The sequence below is a fragment of the Rhodanobacter sp. MP1X3 genome, assembly GCF_014207165.1.
Lineage (GTDB): Bacteria > Pseudomonadota > Gammaproteobacteria > Xanthomonadales > Rhodanobacteraceae > Rhodanobacter.
Genome location: NZ_JACHCO010000002.1, coordinates 473764 through 495105, shown reverse-complemented (window position 1 = coordinate 495105; position 21342 = coordinate 473764). Strand labels below are relative to the sequence as shown.

General features: G+C 55.1%; 15 protein-coding genes. 7 read left to right on the top strand and 8 right to left on the bottom strand.

Annotated features, from left to right (window positions below):
* Positions 1-291 precede the first annotated feature (291 nt).
* The 5 genes from HDE79_RS08745 to HDE79_RS08725 all read left to right on the top strand — a co-directional run bounded on the left by HDE79_RS08745 (position 292) and on the right by HDE79_RS08725 (position 5285).
* Positions 292-1146, top strand: coding sequence for a glycosyltransferase family 2 protein (locus tag HDE79_RS08745; RefSeq protein ID WP_184601538.1), 855 nt, complete (start codon positions 292-294; stop codon positions 1144-1146).
* Positions 1139-2299: a glycosyltransferase family 4 protein gene (locus HDE79_RS08740; RefSeq protein WP_343205933.1), complete on the top strand. Its 1161-nt coding sequence runs from the start codon at positions 1139-1141 to the stop codon at positions 2297-2299. The genes HDE79_RS08745 and HDE79_RS08740 overlap by 8 nt, the downstream gene beginning before the upstream one ends.
* Positions 2300-2369: 70 nt before the next feature.
* Positions 2370-3068, top strand: coding sequence for a methyltransferase domain-containing protein (locus HDE79_RS08735; RefSeq protein WP_343205932.1), 699 nt, complete (start codon positions 2370-2372; stop codon positions 3066-3068).
* A 2-nt stretch (positions 3069-3070) separates the two neighbouring features.
* Positions 3071-4120, top strand: coding sequence for a glycosyltransferase family 4 protein (locus HDE79_RS08730; RefSeq protein ID WP_221440087.1), 1050 nt, complete (start codon positions 3071-3073; stop codon positions 4118-4120).
* Between the two features lie 76 nt (positions 4121-4196).
* On the top strand, positions 4197-5285 hold the full coding sequence (locus tag HDE79_RS08725; protein ID WP_184601536.1) for a glycosyltransferase family 1 protein: 1089 nt from the start codon (positions 4197-4199) through the stop codon (positions 5283-5285).
* On the opposite strand, the gene HDE79_RS08720 is transcribed toward HDE79_RS08725, so the two are convergent.
* The 8 genes from HDE79_RS08720 to HDE79_RS08685 all read right to left on the bottom strand — a co-directional run bounded on the left by HDE79_RS08720 (position 5275) and on the right by HDE79_RS08685 (position 17252).
* Positions 5275-6138, bottom strand: coding sequence for a hypothetical protein (locus tag HDE79_RS08720; protein WP_184601535.1), 864 nt, complete (start codon positions 6136-6138; stop codon positions 5275-5277). The two genes, HDE79_RS08725 and HDE79_RS08720, sit on opposite strands and share 11 nt — an antisense overlap.
* A gap of 288 nt (positions 6139-6426) precedes the next feature.
* Complete coding sequence (locus HDE79_RS08715) at positions 6427-7692, bottom strand: oligosaccharide flippase family protein (RefSeq protein WP_184601534.1); 1266 nt, start codon at positions 7690-7692, stop codon at positions 6427-6429.
* A gap of 479 nt (positions 7693-8171) precedes the next feature.
* Positions 8172-10313: a hypothetical protein gene (locus HDE79_RS08710; RefSeq protein ID WP_184601652.1), complete on the bottom strand. Its 2142-nt coding sequence runs from the start codon at positions 10311-10313 to the stop codon at positions 8172-8174.
* Positions 10314-10344: 31 nt separating this feature from the next.
* The gene (locus tag HDE79_RS08705; RefSeq protein WP_184601533.1) at positions 10345-12516 is read right to left on the bottom strand and encodes a tetratricopeptide repeat protein; all 2172 of its coding nucleotides are present in this window, start codon (positions 12514-12516) and stop codon (positions 10345-10347) included.
* A gap of 85 nt (positions 12517-12601) precedes the next feature.
* The gene (locus tag HDE79_RS08700) at positions 12602-13042 is read right to left on the bottom strand and encodes a pilin (protein WP_184601532.1); all 441 of its coding nucleotides are present in this window, start codon (positions 13040-13042) and stop codon (positions 12602-12604) included.
* Between the two features lie 359 nt (positions 13043-13401).
* A complete protein-coding gene (locus HDE79_RS08695; RefSeq protein ID WP_304625070.1) occupies positions 13402-13839 on the bottom strand; it encodes a pilin in 438 nt (145 codons plus the stop codon).
* A gap of 112 nt (positions 13840-13951) precedes the next feature.
* Positions 13952-15382 (bottom strand): hypothetical protein, encoded by a 1431-nt coding sequence (locus HDE79_RS08690; protein ID WP_184601531.1) that lies wholly within the window; start codon positions 15380-15382, stop codon positions 13952-13954.
* A gap of 367 nt (positions 15383-15749) precedes the next feature.
* Positions 15750-17252 (bottom strand): hypothetical protein, encoded by a 1503-nt coding sequence (locus HDE79_RS08685; protein WP_184601530.1) that lies wholly within the window; start codon positions 17250-17252, stop codon positions 15750-15752.
* A 26-nt stretch (positions 17253-17278) separates the two neighbouring features.
* On the opposite strand from HDE79_RS08685, the gene HDE79_RS08680 reads away from it, so the two are divergent.
* Both HDE79_RS08680 and HDE79_RS08675 read left to right on the top strand, forming a co-directional pair.
* Complete coding sequence (locus HDE79_RS08680) at positions 17279-19396, top strand: S9 family peptidase (protein WP_184601529.1); 2118 nt, start codon at positions 17279-17281, stop codon at positions 19394-19396.
* A gap of 494 nt (positions 19397-19890) precedes the next feature.
* A complete protein-coding gene (locus HDE79_RS08675; RefSeq protein WP_184601528.1) occupies positions 19891-21318 on the top strand; it encodes a glycosyltransferase family 39 protein in 1428 nt (475 codons plus the stop codon).
* The last annotated feature ends 24 nt before the right edge of the window (positions 21319-21342 follow it).

Genomic DNA, 21342 nt, shown 5'->3' with positions numbered 1-21342 from the left:
ATCTACCGCAGTTCGGTCGTCAGGTCATCCATTACCTACACTCCGACCTTGGGAACTCCATGTGCTGCATAAGGCTGTTTATTTATACGGCCTGTCGAGAAGGTCTAAATCGGTTCGCAAGATTATGAGGCACGCGTGATTCGTTATTTCTGATGACGCAGCCATTCAAGCTATCAGATTGCAGCGGGAAGCCACTGGACAGCACCCTGTAGATACCATCGAGTTTCAAATCATCGGGTCAACGCGCTTCCTGGCTTCACGCTATGATTTGCCAGAAATCGGGGAACATCTTTGAATCACTTGAGCATCATTCTACCTGCCAAGAACGAGGCGCCAGCGCTAGCAGCACTGCTGCCTCGGCTGCGCGCAGCTCATCCCAGTGCCGAAATTATTGTAGTCGACGACGGTTCTACCGATGACACGCGCAGTATTTGTCGCGGCAACGCGATTGAATGTCTGTCGTCACCATATTCCATGGGTAACGGAGCAGCAATCAAGCGCGGCGCAAGAGCGGCAACTGGCGACGTCTTGGTGTTCATGGACGGTGACGGGCAGCACGACCCTGCCGATATCGATCGGCTTACCGATGAGCTGGATAAGGGATACGATATGGCGGTTGGTGCCCGTGACTGGGGTAGCCAGGCTGGCGTTGGCCGAGGGCTTGCTAACACCCTGTACAACTGGCTGGCCACTCGCATGACCGGTCATCCCGTGCTTGATCTTACGTCGGGCTTCCGCGCCGTGCGTGCGAACAAGTTTCGCGAATTCCTGCACCTGCTGCCGAACGGCTTCAGCTATCCAACCACCAGCACCATGGCCTTCTTTCGTAGCGCCTATCCGGTGGCGTATGTGCCGATCAAGGCTGCACAGCGCATCGGTAAGAGCCATATCAAGCCGGTCCGGGACGGCCTGCGTTTTTTGCTGATCATCTTCAAGATTGCCACGCTGTATTCGCCACTGAAACTGTTCGTGCCGGCGAGCGGCCTGTTTTTCCTGCTTGGATGCGTGAACTACGCTTGGACATATGTGCATCAGGGCAGGCTGACTAACGGAAGCACGCTGATGTGGAGTGCAGCAGTGATTGTTTTCCTTATCGGGCTGGTGTCAGAGCAGATTACCGGGTTGATGTACCGTCGAGATGCCTGACCTCAGTAACTCAAACGCTCTGGCATTGCTTGTTACGCGTAACTTCCCCCCGCTGCTCGGCGGCATGGAAAAGGTTAACCAGCACCTACTTGGCGCATTGCAGCCAGTTTGGCGTACGGCTTTGTGCGGGCCTGCCGGATGCGCCCAGTACGCTCCGCCACAGACTGATGTGCAGCAGAGCAGGGTGAAGCCTTTGCCACTGTTCTTGGCTACAACACTGTGGCGCGCGACACGCTTTGCGTGGCGGCGCAAGCCCGAGTGGGTCATCGCGGGGAGCGGGCTGACCGCACCGATAGTATGGTTGGCGGCGCGATGCGCGGGGGGCAGGGCAGCCGTATATCTGCATGGGCTCGACATTATCGCGCCCAGTCGTCTGTATCAGTGGCTTTGGCTGCCATTCATCCGACGCTGCGACCTCGCTATTGTCAATAGCGCGAACACGGCCAAGCTGGCCCGGAGTCGAGGAGTGCCGTTCGCCAATACGCATGTGCTGCATCCAGGCACCGATCTGCCAACGCTGGATGCCGAAGCTGCTCGAGACTTTCGTCAACGGAACAGTTTCGGGGAGCGCCCTTTGTTGCTGTCGGTAGGCCGCTTGACCCAGCGCAAAGGATTGGCCGAATTTGTCGCGAAATCGTTGCCCAGCATTGCCTCGCACCGTTCCGATGTACTTTTAATGGTGATCGGTGATGAAGCCAGCGATGCGCTTCACACAAGGACCGGATCGGAGCGCGAACGCATTCTCGCAGCAGCTCAAATCCACGGAGTGGAACAGAATCTATGCTTCCTCGGCCGCTGCGATGACGCATCACTCAGCGCTGCATATCAGGCCGCAAACATCCATGTTTTCCCCGTGCTTGAGCTGCCGGGTGACGTCGAGGGTTTTGGCATGGTCGCATTGGAGTCTGCGGCACACGGACTTCCAACGATGGCGTTTGCAGTTGGAGGAGTGCCCGATGCCGTGTTGGATGGATATACCGGTATCCTGATCGAGCCGGGCAATTATGTTGCGCTCGCCGATGCAGTGACCCGGCAACTGACCTTGGCGCGAGAAAATGACATTGTCGCGGCGTGTCGCGATTTCGCTGCCCACAAGGCATGGCCGGTTTTCGCAGAGCGCCTGCGCAGTCTGCTGGATTCGCACCGTGCCTGACATGTCATCCAATAATCAAGGGCACGAACTAGCTGATGCCGGGGATTCCTCCGCGCGCCAGCCGCATGCCGTGCTGGACCTGCCGTCGCGGCGTTGGAAGGCTCTAAAAATCGAGCGCCTGCTTGATCTTTCCAGTCGACCTCAGCCCATTCGAATGCTCGAGGTTGGCACTGGCTCTGGCGGCATTGCGCAATACTTCGGCACGCATCCGCAGTTGCGATGTGACGTAGAGGCTGTGGATGTCCACGACAACCGCCTGATGACAGAGGGTTTTCGCTACCAACAGGTCCGCGACACGCAGTTGCCTTTTGCTGATGGCACCTTCGATGTGGTGCTCACCAATCACGTCATCGAGCACGTCGGCGATGCCAACGCGCAACATCGTCATCTTGCGGAAATCCGTCGGGTGATGAAAGCCGACGGCATCGGCTACCTCGCCGTACCCAACCGCTGGATGCTGACCGAGCCGCACTTTCAGCTGAAATTTCTGAGCTGGTGGCCGCATGCCTGGCGCACGCCCTACCTGCGCGTGATGCGTAGGGGCGACATATACGACTGCGAGCCCCTGCAGATGCGTCAGTTGGAGCGCATGCTGGACGCTGTCGGCCTGGGCTATCGCAACATTTGTATTGAGGCATGGCGTGCAACATTGGAGATCGAAAAGGCGCACACGTTTGGCGCGCGGGTGTTACGTGCGATGCCCGACGCGTTGCTGGTGCCGCTGCGGCGCATTATTCCGACGCTGATTTATCGCTTAGAGCGGCGATAGCCATGAGTGAGCAACGACAACCTGCCGTATGGTTTCCGACAATTCGCACGGATAGCGGCAGCGCCGTGTTCACTGAACGATTGGTGGATTGCTTGCGCAGGCGCGGGCTGCGCGCGGAAATCGCCTGGCTACCGCACCACACGGAATTCGCGCCGTGGTGCGTATCGGTTCCCGAGCCCCCCTCCTGGGCGAACGTCACGCACGTCAACACTTGGCTGCACCCCCGATTTCTGCCAGGGAACATGCCGGTAGTGGCAACGCTGCACCATGCCATGCATCAGGCTGAACTCAGGCGGTACAAGGGTTGGCTTAGGTCGCTTTATCACCAGTATTGGTTTGTTCCGACCGAGCGTCGCACCATGCTTCGGGCCGATAGCCTTGTGGCAGTGAGCCTGTTCGCCGCCGAGGCCGCGCGTCGGACTCAAGTCGATCGGCCAATTCCGGTGATCCATAACGGTGTTGATGTGGAGAAATTCAGACCGCCGGCGCAGCGATCCTCGAACCGGCGATTCCGGTTGCTGTACATAGGCAAGTGGGCGCCGCTGAAGGGGGTCGATCTGCTGGCGCCCATCATGCGAATGCTTGGTGAAGGATTCGAGCTGCGTTACACGGGCGGAGAGGAGGCGCTCAGCGGACGAGCCGGCATGCCTGGCAATACACATGATCTGGGGCGACTGCACGGAGACGATGCGGTAGTGGCTGCAATGCATGATGCCGACATCCTGATTTTCCCGTCCCGCAGCGAGGGCTTCGGACTGGTCGCTGCCGAGGCAATGGCTTGCGGTTTGCCTGTGGTCGCCACGCGTGGATCGTCACTGCCGGAGGTGGTTGACGACGGCGTCACTGGTATCTTGTGTCGGCAAGACGACGTAGTGGCTTTCGCAGCGGCGATACGTGCACTGGCCGATGACGAGGGCAAGAGGACGAGCATGTCGCAAGCGGCCAGGCAGCGCGCGGTCGACGCACTGGATCAGAATCTGATGGTTGACGCGTACGTGCGCCTGTACAACAAAAGTTTGAAACTCAGCATGCTTCACGGCTCGGTTGCTTGAACTGCCGTGTCTGAGCGCCGAAAGCGCGGCCCTGCCATGCCAAAGCAGAGCCGCTCCATCAACGATAGGTTGGACCATGAAGATCGGAATTGATGCCAGTCGGCTGAAAGCAGGGATGACTGGCGTTGGCAGATATACGGAAGGCATTCTGGCCCCGCTGGATCGGGAGCTTCCGGATGCCACCTTCGTCCTGTATGCACGTCGCCAATGCAGTGTTGTGCTTCCGTCCAGTCGCTGGTCGGTGCGCAGTGACCTGCACCCCATCCTCAGTCGCCTGCCGACGCCGCAGTGGATTCACTATCGACTGATGAGTATGGCCAAATCCGATGGACTGGACGTTTTTTGGGCGGCGAATACGTTGGTGCCCCGAGGGCTCGAGGCATCTGCGCCTTGCGTGACGACGGTCCACGATCTGATCCACCTTTTTGTGCCGGAGACACTACCCCCGCTCACCCGGCTCGGCTATGGGCGCTGGTTCGACGCTGACGTGCGACGGGCTGATAAAGTGGTAGTCATTTCGCAGGGGACTGCCGAGCGTCTGCGCGATCGCCTTGGGCGTCACGCTGACGGCATAGCCTATCCTGCAGTTCCAGTGCTGCCACTTGATCGCGGGACTGCCGCGGAGACGCTTTCAAAACTAGGGGTGCGGAGGCCGTTCCTGTTGACCGTGGGCACCCGAGCGCCGAGGAAGAATCTTGTCAGTGTGGTGGCCGCCGTGAAATTGCTCAAGGCGCGCGGCCAATTGCTGGATTACCAGCTGGTGATGGCCGGAGGGGAGGCTTGGAACCGCAGTAATCGTTCCGTGGAACAGGATAACGGAAGCGACTGGATCAAGCCTCTTGGCCATGTCAGTGACGAAATGCTGGCCGCCCTCTATTCGCATGCCGAGGCATTTCTCTTTCCGTCCTTGTATGAGGGTTACGGGATGCCTGTCATCGAGGCGCGGGCTCTGGGGTGTCGAGTGATCACCAGCGATAGCCCCGAACTACGCGAAGCCGGCGGAGCCACTACCACCTACGTTGCCCCGACGCCCCAAGGCATCGCCGCCGGACTAGAACTAGCATTGGCGAAACCGGCGCCTGTACCCGTCAAGCTGGACCACGACTGGGATGATGCTGGAAAAGTTATGGCACGGTTGTTTCGCGAGGCAGCATCTAGTCGCTGACAGACATCCGATCTGCCAGGAATTTAAGCGACGGTCGGTGGCCGCTGGCGAGGCGCCTTAGATAATAGCGTGGCTCCTGGAAGAGCTGTTCGACGGAAAAACGGGGGAAAAGAGCGGAATCGCTATCACGCACAAAGAAGGCATTCACGCCAGACAGGCCACAGGTGATCAGCGTATAGCCCATCGGCCTCAGTGCTTCTGAAAGGGCCGTCAGCGAGGCTCCCTGGTAATCATCTCCCTGCCAGAACTTGTTGGCCTTGGCTTGTATGGCGACATTGATGGGGGGCGGAAACTTGGCGTTGTACTCTGCGCATATGACACGTGGGCTAGTATTTTCGAGCAGAGCGATCAGCACATTTAGGTCATCACCATCAATGTCGACTGAAAGAAAATCCAAAGAGGACACGCCAAGTGCGGTAAGTCCATCTGATACGATTTTGCTGGCGTTTCTGACCGAGACGAACTCCTGCTTTACTACGAGGCGCCTGTTTTCGGGCAGCTGTTTTGAGACGTAACGAATTTTGCCCATATCGGCGTCAACCCATACGCCTCGCCACCCACTCAGCAACAGTGTATGAGTGTTGTTTTCAAGGCCATCGCTACAGCCGATCTCCACGAAAACACGATCACCGAATCCGAGCTTGGAAAAAATATGCGCGATGATCCCGTCCTCGTCGAACTGGGAATACACTTTGTATCCGTGCAGAGCAGGGTTTCCCGGCGTACGAACTGAGACATCTTTCTTGATGCGGGTATATTCTTGATGCAATAAAGCCTGCTCATTGCTCAGCTCATGCAGCCTTCGCGAAAACGTGGCTATAGCTTTCTTCCAAGCCGCAATTGGATCGAACATTAATCTAGTCTCCCAGTGTTACATTTTGTGTTTAATTAATTGCGCGGTGTGTGAGCCGAAAGAGTACGGCTAGTATTGCTCGCCATCGTTGACGATTTGGACGTCATAAGCGAATCATGGGTTATTGGCGCTTGACGTCGCCAGTGTGATAACCAACGTTTCAGCGTTAACCAGGATTTCCGTCATACAAATCCTTTAAACACTAATTAATTGGAACAATACCGAAAGGCGTCGAACTGCCCGACTTTCAAGTGGTGAAGCTCGGATTTTCGTCAGACAGACGCGTGCTCACGTTGTCCTCTTCCTTCGCATGCAAGCAAAGACAAAGGCCCACCCAAGCAAGGTCATCATCCACTCCGAGCATGCCAGCGCCAGCGGCATGCCTGTGGCCCCAAATCGCGCGGTCAGAAGGATGGCCGCCACCAGCATGACAGCAAGACCGATCACTTCGAACCCCGCCCGCATCCACGGATTGCCCAGCGCCATCAGGACGCTGCCGGCGGCCAACCGCAGCGCAATGCCGGGAATGGCGAGACACAACCAGTGCATGACGTGTCCCAGGCCATGGTACTTCGGACCAAACAGGTAAACGAAGATTGGTGCAATGAACCACATCAGAGCGGCCAGCGTGAAGCTATAGGCGCACGTAGCTCCCAGTACCCAGCGAACAAGTTGCGTGGTCCGCTGATGCAGGACATGTCCTTCGCGGAACAGGCGAGGCAATACAGACAGCATCATCGCGATCACTGGCAGGGTCGTCGCACCAATGACTCTCGTACCGGCTGCGTATATGCCTGCCGAGGCAAGTGGCAGGAGTCGCGCGGCCAGTGTTTTGTCGAGCTCGGTAGGGCTGTTGGCGGTGACCGCAAGCGCGGCGTAGCCGGCGCTGTTTCGAATCTCGCCACCTGTCGGTAGCCGCCAGCATTTCGGAGCCGGCCATGGGGCGGGCATACTGAAGGTAGCGACGGCGAGTGCAATCAAAGAGGCAAGCAGGTAGCCATAGCTGTAGGCGGACAGCGGGTCGGTCGGATGCAGAAAAAATACCGTGGCTGCGGCCACCAGGCGCAGCGCGAGAGGCAGGGTGGTCAACAGTTGCGAACGGGCGGTGCGCTCAAGTGCGAGGTGTTCTGCGGCAGGTATACCAAACAGCGGTTGCAGCAGCGTTTCGGTGACACCGATAGCGATCAGCGTCGGTAGCGACATGCCGGTGCGGCCTAGAGCCAGCATGGTGATCAGCAGGTAGACGGCAAACAGGACGCTACCGCACAAGAGGGTGGTGGGTAGCGCGTAGCGCAGCACCTCGCGACGCAGTGCCGGTTCACGCGATACCTCACTTAGCAGCACAAAGTGCATGCCGAACGTGGACAAAGTGCCGAGCACGACGGCTAGTGCTGCTACGCCCGCGAATGCGCCGAATTGTTGTGGACCTAGCAAGCGTGCGACAAACAATAGCGTGCCGGTCTGGACGAGCAGTCGCAGACCGAGCACAAAGCTGGTGCGTATCGTGGCGCGGGCTATAGGCCCGCTGAATGCTGTGCGGTCAGGCAGACGCATCAGTGGTGTGATCGCGCGAAACGTTCTGTAACAACAATGTAGCTAGTGTCCATGCCAGCAAGGCCGCCGACTCTAGCCGCCATCCCGCCAATGCGTGCAAGCGTACCGTAGTTGGAGGGACCAAGAACACGCACAATGGAGACTGCCCACAAGGCCTGTCCCCCAATACGCACGAATTGCCATATCGAGCCGAGCACAGTGTTATGTGCAAGCTGCCCGAATCCGAATCGGCGAAGAACATTGGCGAGCATGGCTGTGCAAAAATCCTTGGGTATTCACTGTGATGAAGCGGCTGTATTTTTGATGGAGTCGACGTGCAGGCACGTGGTTAATGATTGAACGTCAACGGAGCGATCCCCGAAATGCGATGCGAGATGACAGTTCCAACCGTCTCGATAAGGGTTTGAAGACGTTGCTGTGATTTTCAGGCGTTGCCTGCAACGATGAGCTTATGGGCTGCGCCTTGAAACGTTGCCGGTTCATTGCATTCCTGGTCGCGCACGAAGGTCTTTGATGCTGTCGTTGAGTTGGCCGCCGTAATTCAAATTTTGCAGCGCTTCGAGTGCCCTGCGTGCTTGTTCGGGTTGTTTATCGGCTGCAAGCATGCGGACAAGCGTGATCTGGTACGCAGGTTCGTGCGGTTCTGCTTTTACGGCGTATTGAGTCATCCGCAGACCCAGCGCGTGATCTCCGAGGACATTCCAGGCGTAGTCACCGTAGGTAGCGAATAAGCGCGCGCTGGGATCGGGATGGGAAAGGGCGGCGGTAAAGGCACTTACCATATAGCGGCTTGGCAGGTCGCAGCTGTATTCATTTGCGCATCGGGTAAGTGCACTCAGGGAGCTTTCATCCTGCACGGTGGGCTTGCGCGATTTCAACTTCGCAATCATGCTTTTCCACCAGGCGTCTTTTAGCGGCCTATGCATGCGAGCGTTCATGAAGATCAGCGCCTGTTCAGCCAGGATCGATGAGTCGGGCAGAGCAGTGGCTTTTTCCAGTGGGCCATAAGCCAGCTTTGTGAATGGTGACGCCGGGTCGTAGTGCGAGTAGATGATGTAGGTTCGTCCGAGTTCATATTGGGCACGCGGCGACAATGGCGCGCGGGCGGCCAGATCTTCCGCAAGGCGCAGCGGGTTGCCCCACGCATAAGCGGTCATTGCAGTTAGTGAGGCCCAGCAAAGCATTAGGCCGCCCAGTAAGACATAACGCGGCAAGGCCATGGGCAGGCTGTCCCGCGCGTTTCCAAACTCATCCATCAAAGCAGTCGATACGGCTTCACTTTGCGACAAAGTCGCATGCTTTGCCGGGCGCTTGGGTGGAGCGGCGAGCCAGTGTATGAGAGCAAGCATCAATCCGAAGCTGGCAAAGTAGTTGCGATGTTCGTATATGAGCTCAAGCGGGATAATCGTAGCGGTCAGCAGCTGGCAACCCAGAAAAAAAGCCAAGCCTAGCGCCATCAATGGTCGACGCGGGCGTAGCCATATGGTGAAGGCAAGCAAAAGTGCGAGAAACACGATGCTTGCCAGTGTCGTCCATGGCTTCAGCAGTTCTGTCGAAACGGAAAAATCATCGTGATAAAACGATAAGGCGTGCGGCGTAGGTAGTACCGTCCAGATCATGTAGTCGGTGACGATACGGGTTTCGCTGAGAAGGCGAGTTTCAAGCGTAAAATTTCGGACCGCCCATGTTTCTGGTTTGAGGATGCCAGGCAATAGCCACGTCAGGCCGAGGACCATTGGCAGCAGCAGAATCAGCAAAAACATGCCGATGATACGTGGGTCACTTCTAGGCTGTGGTTGAGCCAGGTTTTCTTCGTGCGCACTGGTTTTAAAATCGAAAAGTGCCCATTCAACGAGTAGCGCGTACAGTGGCAGCATGGCTGCTGTTTCCTTGGCCAAAATGCCAAGCGCGGCTGGAACAGTGATGCTGATGAGGCAAAGAATAAAGCTGCGGTCGAATAGCGTTTTCCAGCCCCGGTTAACCGAGTGCCCGTATGTTGGATGCTTCCGGGCATCCATCATTCGTTGGCGGCCAGCGATATAGCCGATCAGCCCCAACAGTACGAACACATTGGCCATGCTTTCCATGCGCTGCACTACGTACAACACTCCGGTGAGGTTAATCGGTAGCAGCATCCAGCTCGCTGCGATCAGCGCTGCAACGACGTATTCATGCTTGGAGAGTCCCTGAGAATTCGGGTTGATTGGTGGAGTTTCATTTCCTGTCGGTGCGGCATGAGTATTCTCCGTTGCACCCTCATCTATTACGGCAGTAGAGACCCTTGCGCAGCCGCTATTTTTGGCTAAGTTCACTTCGGCAGATGTTTTCAGCAGTGACTTGGCCAGCAGAAACACAAGCAGGCCATTCAACAGGTGAATGACGAGATTGGTAAGCTTCATCCAGTAAGGGTCAAGTCCGCTTGCAAGATAATTCGCAGCGAAACTCAGCGAAGCGAGAGGGCGCTTGAACTCGCTCGCCGGTGAAGCAAGCGCAGCCCCTACCAGGTTGGGAAGGTTTGCATGCGCTGGTTGCACACCATGATTATCGACGATGTTCGGGTAGTCATCGAACAGATAAGCTCCCGATAGACCCGTGTTATAGACCGCACCCGTGATGATCATCGCGACCAGCAAGAGCGACCATCCGCACCAACTACTCCGCACAGTTTTTTTCGCTAGGTTTGCAGGGCTCATTGATTGCACTTGCCTGGTGGGATGCATCTTTATTCAGTGTATCGCGCAAGTGTGCCAGTTCTCTGGGCCAGTATTGCTGACGTTGCAAAACCCAATCATGCAATCGTGCCATCCCAAAGCTCGAATTGACCACATGCTTTCGCACTGACTCGTAATGGTCCAGATGCGCGAGCGCCACACGTGGAAATCCCATTTCGCCGAGAAGCGCCGCCTGTTGAAGTGCCGTGGATACCTGAGCGTCTTGATCCAGCGCGCTGTTGAAATCGATCAGTGCCGTATTCGCATCGTTCTGCAGCAAGGCAAGTCGACCGCGCAGGTAAAAAATATCTTGTCGGCGCCCGTAAACGCTATTCAGATTTGGGTTGACAGCGGCAGCGCCTAGCAATCTGTCAATGGTGCTGAAAGTCAGCTGGGGACAAACGTTTTTGTGGACTTGATCCATTTCACCTGCGAACCAGTTCACAAGCAAGGTGCCTGGATCATGCGTTGTACGCAATGCGCTATCAAACTGCGCAAGCACTGATTTATCGACCCGGCCCAGCTGGCATTCTGCGTCAAAGAGGTTCATTGCCAGCTGCACCTGATTTGGTGCTTTGGCGAGAGCTGGCTTTAGCCGTCCAACGGCATTGTAGGGATGGCCTGCACTCATATCGACGCCAGCGGCAATGGCCTGTGCCCGCGGCGAATCAGGGTTGAGCAAAGCCCAGAGTTGTATCTGATCCTTTGTATTCCCCCACAGAAGGGTTAGCGAGTAGGTCATCACGCCCAGTCCAGTTAGCAGCGCGATGGCAACGAATGGTTTGGCGACCCTCCACACAGTGATGGGTTCTTTTGACGGAGCTACTCCGGTAGGAAGGCGTTCCAGTACAGGCAAATTTTGTGGGATGGCCTTCGTTGCCGCAATGCCTCCGCTGAAGGTGCTCTGGCTCGGGCTTACTCCGCAAAGCCACAGCGCCAAGGGCCAGAACATCAGCATGGCAGGAAGATAATTGCGGTGTTCGAAATAGAGCTCGAGGGGTACGGTGGTCGACTCCAGCGACTGGCCCACGAAATAGAAAAGCACCGCTAGTGCCAATACCGGGTAGCGACGCCGTCCGAGGCATGCGCCGATGATAAAAATTAGTACAGCGAGCAGCGAAGGCAGGGTACTTGCCGGTGACCATAACGAAGTTGAGGCCTTGATTTGGTCGTTGAATAGTCCGGGCGTAAACGGTTGCGGCAGCCACAGCAAATGAAGGTAATCCATCAGCACGCGAGGCTCGGTCAACAGTCGCTGCCCCAAGGTCCATGGGCGCAGCAATGAAATACCATGCGTCAGGCCGCTCCAGCCTTGTTCGAGCAGGTAGCCGGCCACCAGCGTTGCGGGTAGCCATGCCATCAGTGCCATCGTTGATAGATAGGTGCACCTGATGCTTCGTTGTTGGTCGCTAGCGATCCTTGCTGTGCGCAGTACAGTGCAGTCAATGACAATCGCCAGCGCAGGCAGCAGGATGCCGTTCGCTTTGCTTAATAGGCCCAGTAATGTGCATCCACCCAGGCCAAGAATTATCCACAAGAGGCCTCCGGGCGTGCGACCGGCGTGCAATGCCGCGCGCCCCCGCAGCCATGCCAATAGGCCAAGCAGGATAAATGTCGAAGAAAGCATTGCCTCACGTTGCACGATATACAACGTGGTCGAAACCAGCAGTGGGTGCATCAACCAAAGTCCGGCGGCCAGTACGGCGGCCAGATCAATTCGAAGCGCTAACTGATTTTTTCTCAGTGGACCATTGAGGACAGCGAACGACCGCCCAAGGCGCCGGAGGAGCAGCGAAAGCAGTGCGCCATTCAAAAGATGCAGGATCAGGTTGCTGCGCTTGAACGGAAGTGGATCAGCGGGCCAGTCGTGAGCATCCAGAAGAAAGCTGAGCAGGGCGAGTGGTCGACCGGTAGGGTCAGCGATACCCGACGTGATATAGCGCCAGAAGGCGGGCCAGTTGTCTACCGGGCCGGCGGCACCCAGGCTGGGTAAATTGGCGTAATCATCAAACAGAAAACCACCGTGCAAGCCCGGCGCATAGATCAGCCAAGTCGCGCTTAGCAGCAACGTCAAGGTCAACAGGAAAAGACTGCGATGGTAACGCTCAATCACGTGGTCAACTCGTCCATAACTGCGCAAACACAAAAAAGCGAAGGGCCACACTAGGTGGCCCTTCGCTCGTCAAACCACTTGCCAATTACTGGCGGCAGGAGGTCGGCAGGTACGCCTTTGGCACTGAGGTGGCGCTGCTCTTGCAGCTCCAGGCGATCGAACCGCCGTTCACAATCGCTGAAAGCGCGAACACACTTGACTGGATTGCACTATTGGACGAGTTGCCGAACTGCGCCAGAATGGTGCCGGCAGACCCAAACGTGACCTGGCTGACGTATTTGCCAGAGATTGAAGTGGCGGTTGTCGGCAGTCCGAGGGATGCGGACGTTGAAGTGAAACGACCCGTGTTGGAGTAAAACTCGGCCACTGCGGTCTTCGCACCGTCAGTGAGTACTGCGCCTTCAGACACCTGCGCACGAATCAGATAGTTCTGATAGGCCGGAATCGCAATGGCGGCCAGGATGGCGATGATCGCAACCACGATCATCAGTTCGATCAGGGTAAAGCCTTTCTGCATGGTCTTCATGTTGTTCCTCTGTTTGTCTGGTTAGCTAACCGTTGGTGATGCCCCCGAGCCCCACTCCCGCGTTCTTCTATGCGAGACCGATACCCCCATGCTCTTGGTCAGGACCGACCAGAAAGCCTGAGTAAGGCATAGCAGTTTACGTGCCATCTTTGCAGGCAGCGCATTTCGACATGGCCGAGTCGTATCTGCTGTGCCTTTCGTCACAAAAGCTAGCAGGGAGCAAGCGACGCATCCGCTTTTCTAAGAAAAACAACCCGAGGCTAGCAGTGAAGCTTCTGTCCCTATCTGACTATTTGTGACGCTTTTTGTCAGTTTGTTGCTACGAAAACACGACGTTGTTTTGAGAACTTATTTGGATGTCACTGGCGACATGGTGTTGGCAGATAAATCGAAGAGATGTTGGAGTTTCTGCAGCTCCAAGCTATCGAACCCCCCTTTGTGATGGCGGAAAGGACAAACGCGCTGGAGGCGATATTTGAGTTGGCGCCAGGGCCAAAGGCAGAAGTAATAATGCCGCCTGCCACAGTCACTGACTTTACGTATTTTCCACTGATGGATGAGGGGCTTGCGGGTAGGCCGGCCGATAAATTGTTGAGGGGGTAATCGCCCGTGTTGACGTAGTATTCCCACACCGCTGCTTGAGGCCCGGCAGCGAGAACCATGCCTTCGGATACCTGGGCACGTATCAAATAAATTTGATACGCCGGTATCGCAATAGCCGCCAGGATCGCAATGATAGCGACAACGATCATCAGTTCAATCAAGGTGAAGCCCGACCAGATTCGCATGCGTCGCATGAAAAAGTCCCCGTTAGTCCCCATTGGTAGAACGGATCAATCACGTTTCGTACCAAGTCAACTAAATGTGGCGTGCGCTGGATCACGTTACTTGAAAGCTACAAAGTTGTGTTCAACCGATCGGTCGGCGCACCTCTGGGGATTGTGGACTGATCACTTTTCGGTGTTTCCACATGAAGCTGAAACCGCACAGACTAGTGGTTGCCAACAGCATTTCGAAGGGGCGAAAAGCAATCGAATACCGCGGCTCAGCTTGCAGCACGGAATAGATCGTCGTTACGAAAACCATCAGGCAAGCGACCGCCGCAAGTGCACCGCGATCGATGTGGTCCGATGGACTTGCAAACAATACGCTTCGTTTTGACCACGCAAAAAATAAGCTGGCGAGCGCCAGCAGCATCAAAAGCAGATTGATGGCGTGACAAAGGGCGTACAGCGCTATCCAGCAAGGATTGCCATCGAATGGCGAATGGCGGGTGGGATAGACATAAATATCGCCCTGCCCAATGCGGATATCCCAATCCCACAGCAAATGCGGCTTTTCCAGTAGATACCAGTAGGCATATCTCCATGGATGTCCTCCGAATCGCTCAAGTATGGCCTTGCCGCCTTTAATCGGGGACCTTTTCAATTCGCCAAATTCTCTTTCATAACCATCGGACACAAATTTTGAATGTTCTTTCTCGGACGCATTCCCGGAAAAAGAAGCGCGCCATGCTGAGTGATAATCCGGCCAAGCACCCTGTACAAAATTGATCAATGCGCGATCCGTCGATGAGTCGAAATCGGACGCAGGTGGAATCTGTGAATTTCTGATTGCCCAGCAAAAAGGCAGCAGTAGTGCGCCAAGAACGACGGCAAAAAAAATGCCTTTACCAATATATTTTCGCCATATTAAAAATATCGCCAGCAAAAGTCCGAATGGCAAAAAAATGGCATTCGTAAGGGCGGCAGCGCCCAATATCAGGCCGGCAAGAACTGCCAGCGCTGTGCTTTTTTTATGATAAGCGGTAATGCATAGAAACATCCCTAGCGTGCACAGAAAGCTGAAAAGGGTTTCACTAAGCAAGTAACCATTAATGGTTATGCTATGCGGCCAGATAGCCATCAGAAACCCGGCTAGAATAGCCCAAGGTGATGACAGCCAGTATTTCCCCAGTTGTGTAGCCAGAGCTACCGTCAAGGCGCCAAGCAACGACTGGGCTAAAAGTACCGCCGCATACCAGGCATCTCCTGTGCCAAATCCTTTCATCCAGAGCGCCAGAAAAAACGGATACCCGGGATCTCGATAGCTGTCGGGTGTAATGGAGGTTGATCCGGGTGCGTCTTTGGCAAAGGTGGCGTGATTGACCAGATTCAACGCGTAAGAATAATACTGCACCGCATCGCCTCGCACCGGATTTAGGACCACCGCAGTACTTACGTAATACCATCGCAGCGCCATGGCCAATGCCGTGATGGCAAACAAGGCGAGCGGCCAACACCAGCGTTTGTCCTGGAGTCGGGCGGTGATTGATATGGATACGCGTGCCGAGTTATTCATGAGATTGATGGATAAATGATGTGTGCGACAAACTTTCGGTGAATTCAATTGGCTATTACATGCGGAATTGGAGCCGCGCACTCAGCCAGAAAATAAGGTGCTGCCATGGATTTCAGCATTGAGACGGTGCCGACATAAGTTGACGTGTTCGTCGATGTCGCTTTTCGAGAAAATCACGGAATGACGGTATAGGCAGGAAAATTAGCTAGAGAGCTTCCATAGTTGTTGCCGCCATTCGAGTGCGCGTCTCGGTTGCTCCACCAGCGACACGTTTTCGCGAAAAACATTCAGCCACGACTCCCTCAAAAGTCATCCCCCCATGCTGGCCAAACTCAGGCAGCTGTCGATATTTGCTCAATGCCAAGATTTAAAAACCGGATCGGACGCCAGCATTAGATCGATTTCGAATCTCCCACACTTTACGAACAATCAGGTTGAGTCCAAACACGGCGAGCATGATTTCTGCTCCCCGGCACGGAATCGAATAGCGGGGTTCTGCCTGTAGTACGGTGTAAATGGCTGTAACGAACAACAGTATCAGAGCGGAGGCAGCTAGATCGTTCGGAGAAAGCCTGGTGGACAACGCTATCAGGCATCCAGCCAGCGCCAGGAGCATCACCAGTCCATTGCACGCGTGACAAACCGCAGCCGCTGCTTCCCATACCGGATTGACGTCAAACGGTGAATGGTATGTCACATGAAAGTAGATGTCCCCCGCGCCAGTGCGGAGGCTCCATTCCCAAAGCAGGGCGGGCTTTTGCAGATACCAGAGCAGGTAGCTTCCCGGGTCGCGCGCTATCCGCTGGTACATCATTGACAGGCCGGCCAGGTGGTTGGCTTCTATCGCATAGATTTCATTGTTGATTTGATTTACCACCATTGTGGCACGAGGATCCTTGAGTATTTGAGATGCCTTGACTGCACTGTGGTACAGCGGCCAAGAACCCTGCACAAAGTTCATCTGTACCCGGTCCGAAGAGGATTGTCTGTCGGAGTGCAGGGTTGCATTGCGGATAATCCAGGGGCTAAGAAGAGCCAGCGTGCTTGCAATTACCGCAGTGGCCACACGAATACGCATCTGATGCCTGGAGAGCTTGTAGAGTGTTATCAGCACGGCGAATGGGATCAATACCGCATTGGTGAGCGCGGCCAGACAAAAGCAGAATCCACTGATTACACCCCAGACCACGCTGCTTCTTCGCTCGGCGATGCCAAAAACTGCCAGCGCCAGTGCGACAAGAAATCCGTACAACGTTTCGGACATGATGTCGCTGCTCATTGCAACACTATGCGGCCAGATCGCCATGATCATGCCGGCCGCAGCAAGCCATCCCAGCGGCATACATCGGCGTCCGATTTGCAACCACAGCAGTACAGTCCATGCGCCAAGTGCTGCCTGGGCGAACAGCACAGCGGCATACCAGCTATCCCACTGCGGAAAAATCATCATCCAAGCAGCGAGGAAAACCGGATAACCCGGATCACGGAAGCTATCGCTGACCGGCGGGAGCACCCCCAAGGGATCCTTGGAAAAAATTCCGTATTTGAACAGGTTGCGGGCATAGTCGTAGTACTCGACAGCATCCCCGTGGGCGTTTGGCAGGTTGGCCGGTTGAAACACCACGGCATGCGTTACGTAATAGAGGCGTATGCCGAGTGCGAAGCTGCCGATAACCGCCATAAGCAGCCACCACTTCCACGGCGAGTGTTCGAGGAACCGGGGTAGCATTCGCGGCGTATGATTCATGGTGATTGGAGGATTTGTGCGCAATAGTGATCCGATAGCTTCGGACAATTTGTAGAATGCTAAAAGGCTTGCTCGCTTATAGAGCATGAGCTTGTCCGGCGCCAATGAAAGTTCGATCTCCACCCTGGAATTTCGGTCAAGGAATCCTCATGAAACCGCTGTCTATGGCATTGTTACTTTTCTCCCTGGCGCTTCCCGCCGTGGCCGCGGATATTTCGACGGTGGCGTTTGCCGGGCGGAATTCTCCGCACTCTTTCAACATACGAGACCTGGTGATGATGGATCGGGTGAGTGATCCGCAGCTTTCGCCCGATGGACGGTACGCGGCGTTCGGGGTGCGTAGTACGGACTATGCGGCCAACAAGGGCGTGAACGCGGTTTACGTGCTGGATCTTGCCGATCATTCGGCGGGTAATGTTAAACCGGTGAAGGTGCTCGACAAGGCGAGCTCGGCGCGCTGGTCGGCAGACGGGCGCAGTCTCTATTACATGGCATCGGTGGGCGGCGTGGCTCAGCTTTGGCGGGCGGATATTGGCGGGAAAAGTGGCTTGAATCTATCGGCTCATGCCAACCCTGTGCAGGTCAGTCACGCACCGCTGGATCTAGGCGCGTACAAGCTGTCGCCAGATGGTAAGAGTGTGCTGTTGTCGTATGAAGTGTTTACGGATTGCGCCACGCTGACATGTACAAAGCAGCGTGCGGATGCGCGTGACAAGGACAAGGCCAGCGGCACGCTTTACACCAAGCTGTTCGTGCGGCATTGGGGTACGTGGGCCAACGGTCGGCGTAATCAGCTGTTTGTCGCCAGCTTCGATGACAAGGGACAGCTGCCTATCGAACCAACTCTGCTGAGCCGCGGTATCGATGGCGATATTCCCAGCAAGCCTTTTGGCGATGAGAGCGAATTTGCATTCGCGCCGGATGGTGAGAGCGTTTATTTCGATGTACGCATTGCGGGCAACAGCGAGCCGTGGTCGACCAATTTCGATGTTTATCGCGTGCCGGTGGATGGTTCATCCGCCCCGAAAAATCTCACCGCGGACAACAAGGCTTGGGATGCGTATCCGGTACCTTCGCCAGACGGCAAGATGCTTTACTATCTGGCGATGAAGACGCCCGGCTTCGAGGCCGATCGCTTCGCGATCATGGCGCTCGATCTAGCGACCGGTGCCACGCATGAGGTTGACCCGCACTGGGACCGCTCGCCGGGAAGCATGACGATTTCCGCTGATGGCAAAACGCTCTATGCCACGGCCGATGATGAAGGCCAGCATCCACTGTTCGCGATCAGCACGTCCAATGGGGAGGTCACGCGACTGTCTGGTGACGGCGCGGTAGAAGGTTATTCGCTGGCCGCAGACAAGCTGCTAATGGCTAGCGATGACCTGAAGCGGCCAGTCGACTTGTATCTGGCATCGGCAACCGGCGCGCATTCGAAGCAGGTCACACACTTCAACGCGGAGGATCTGAAAAATGCCAAGGTCGGTGATTTCGAGTTCTTCAAGTTTGCGGGCTGGAACAACGAGACAGTACAGGGCTATGTGGTGAAACCGGTCGATTATCAGCCGGGAAAGACCTATCCCGTGGCCTTTATCATTCATGGCGGCCCGCAAGGTGCGATGAGCAACGAGTGGAGCTATCGCTGGAACCCGCAGACTTACGCTGGGCAGGGCTTTGCGGTGGTGACGATCAACTTCCATGGTTCCACCGGCTACGGCCAGGCGTTTACAGATGCGATCTCGGGCGACTGGGGTGGCAAGCCGCTGGATGACTTGAAACTTGGTTGGAAGGCTGCGCTCGGCAAGTATCGTTTCCTGGATGGCAATCGTGCTTGCGCACTCGGCGCGAGCTACGGTGGCTATATGACGTACTGGATTGCGGGCGTGTGGAACCAGCCGTGGAAGTGCTTGGTGGATCACGACGGTGTGTTCGATGCGCGTGCGATGTATTACGACACCGAGGAGCTGTGGTTCGAGGAAAAGGAAAACGGCGGCACGCCATTCGACCAGCCGCAGAACTACGAAAAGTTCAATCCGGTCAATCACGTCAAGGACTGGCGCGTGCCGATGCTGATCGTGCACAGTGGCGATGATTTTCGTATTCCGATCACGCAGGGCTTGGGAGCCTTCACTGCATTGCAGCGCCGCGGTATCCCCAGCGAGCTGCTGACGTTCCCGGACGAGAACCATTGGGTGCTGAAACCGCACAATAGCGTGCAGTGGCACGATGCTGTAGCAGCATGGCTTAAGCGATGGACGGCTCAATAAAGCTCAAGCCACGGGAGCGGACTCAACTATGAAATATGGCACCATCGCAGCGTCGTAGTGGGTCAGGCGCCCCGTAGCCTAGGCGGTTCTACTTGCAAGTGGAGTTACCAGAGCGCATCAGCATGAACGCGTTCGCCGACGAGCATCTTCAGAGCATCGAAGGTCTAGTTCAACAACAATTCGCGAAACGCTAGGATTTAAAACACTCAACTATGTCTTTCTGCTCCCTTCAAACGCCGTATTTTGAAGTTGGCCGCCGCCGTTGATCCTAAACTCCGGCGATGGCGCGCCAAAGGAAAGGTGCGAATTTCAGTCGGTTCTGCTGTGCTGAGCTTGTCAACGAAACTGCAGTCGAACCAACGCGTAGCGCTTTCTACTTCTACTAAAAAGCATTGTCGCGCGTCCTTCGATCCCGCAGACTGACCCCTCTTCGATCGGAAAGTGTTGGGGCCTAGATGATTACCCATAGAACGGTACGTTGGGAGCGACTGTTGATGCTTGGCATCGTGCTTGAATTTTTGGCTTTGGTTGCCATTCCGCTTTATTCCATCCCTTTTCATATCTCTAGAAACTATAACGAAGGATGGAACGCTTACTTTGCGCAGGCAGCCATCACTGGCGGAGCTCTCTATCCGTCTGGCGACTCGATGATGATTAATAATTATCCGCCGCTGTCCTTTTATATTATTGGTTCCGTCGGAAAATTGGTGGGCGACAATATCGTGGCTGGCCGAATGATTGCTTTCTTGGCGTTAATGGTTATCGCGAGGAATGTATTCGAATTCAGCCGCTGGCTCGGGTCAGATCGTATGCTCGCGGGATTGAGCATGGGAGTTTTCTTGCTGGGGATCTATACTTTGATGCCGCAGTATATTGCTCTGAATGACCCAGGATTCTTGGCGCATGCTTTTGTCACATCTGCAGGCCTCGCTTTTCTCAAGGCAAGAGAGTCGCGTCTATGGCAAGGAATGTTCTTTGCCTCATTGTTAATGATATTGGGCGGGTTGATTAAACACAGCACAATTTCACTACCTCTCGCTCTTTGTGCTTATACGGCATTTAATGATCGTCGTCGCCTTGGCGTGTTTCTAATTGCCAGCATAATTGTTGGCATACTAGTGGGTGCTATTGCCTACTCCGTTTGGGGCATGGCGATGCTCGACAGCGTTTTATTTAATGCCAGACAAAAATCCATCCAGAGATCAGTGTTCATGATGCTTCACGATCTGCCACTTCTCTTGCCCTACATTTTGATGACGGTTATTGCTTGGTTGTTGAGGGCAGATGGGAAAAAATTTTCTTTCGTTCTTTGGTATCTCGTTTGGTCGATGTTCAATGCGTTCTGGATGTTTTCGGGGGCCGGGGTGAATCAAAACGTCATGTGCGATGCGATTATTTCTTTATCACTCGGAACCACGATCTTTATTATCTCGATTAGAGACATCGCGAATCGATTCGACGCCCTACGTGGGAAAATGCAGGTATTCGCTGTACTCCTTATTGTAGTTCCATGGGTGGCGACAAGTTTGTTAACTTATTTGAGTAATCCATATATTACGACGTTAGCGGAAATCTTGGATGCTCCGAAATGGGAGAAATTATCCGAAACATTGGCTCGATCAGATGGGCCGGTAGCATGCGAAACACTCGCAATATGTTATTGGGCGCATAAACCAATGGAGATTGATTTTTTCAACTATGGCCAAAAGCTTCTTACCGGATCGGTGTATGCGGATGCGCCGACAGGTTTTCTAGCCAAGATAAGTAAAAGGACTTATACCTACGTGGTGATAGAACGGGTTTCGCTGGATGATGGCCGATTGCCGCGTTTTCTGATGGAAGATTTGTTCCAGAACTATGAGCCGCCGAAATCATCGCAACTGATTACCAGGGACGAACTCTTTCTTGTTCCGAGGTCTTAGGGTGGTGGGCGAATTCAACGAAAA

What these genes read in the sequence shown, in the direction of transcription:
- HDE79_RS08720 (WP_184601535.1), bottom strand. Translation starts at nt 6,138, where the DNA reads ATGTTCGATCCAATTGCGGCTTGGAAGAAAGCTATAGCCACGTTTTCG.
- HDE79_RS08680 (WP_184601529.1), top strand. Translation starts at nt 17,279, where the DNA reads ATGAAACCGCTGTCTATGGCATTGTTACTTTTCTCCCTGGCGCTTCCC.
- HDE79_RS08725 (WP_184601536.1), top strand. Translation starts at nt 4,197, where the DNA reads ATGAAGATCGGAATTGATGCCAGTCGGCTGAAAGCAGGGATGACTGGC.
- HDE79_RS08730 (WP_221440087.1), top strand. Translation starts at nt 3,071, where the DNA reads ATGAGTGAGCAACGACAACCTGCCGTATGGTTTCCGACAATTCGCACG.
- HDE79_RS08710 (WP_184601652.1), bottom strand. Translation starts at nt 10,313, where the DNA reads ATGATCATCACGGGTGCGGTCTATAACACGGGTCTATCGGGAGCTTAT.
- HDE79_RS08690 (WP_184601531.1), bottom strand. Translation starts at nt 15,382, where the DNA reads ATGAATAACTCGGCACGCGTATCCATATCAATCACCGCCCGACTCCAG.
- HDE79_RS08715 (WP_184601534.1), bottom strand. Translation starts at nt 7,692, where the DNA reads ATGCGTCTGCCTGACCGCACAGCATTCAGCGGGCCTATAGCCCGCGCC.
- HDE79_RS08740 (WP_343205933.1), top strand. Translation starts at nt 1,139, where the DNA reads ATGCCTGACCTCAGTAACTCAAACGCTCTGGCATTGCTTGTTACGCGT.
- HDE79_RS08675 (WP_184601528.1), top strand. Translation starts at nt 19,891, where the DNA reads ATGCTTGGCATCGTGCTTGAATTTTTGGCTTTGGTTGCCATTCCGCTT.
- HDE79_RS08695 (WP_304625070.1), bottom strand. Translation starts at nt 13,839, where the DNA reads ATGCGACGCATGCGAATCTGGTCGGGCTTCACCTTGATTGAACTGATG.
- HDE79_RS08700 (WP_184601532.1), bottom strand. Translation starts at nt 13,042, where the DNA reads ATGAAGACCATGCAGAAAGGCTTTACCCTGATCGAACTGATGATCGTG.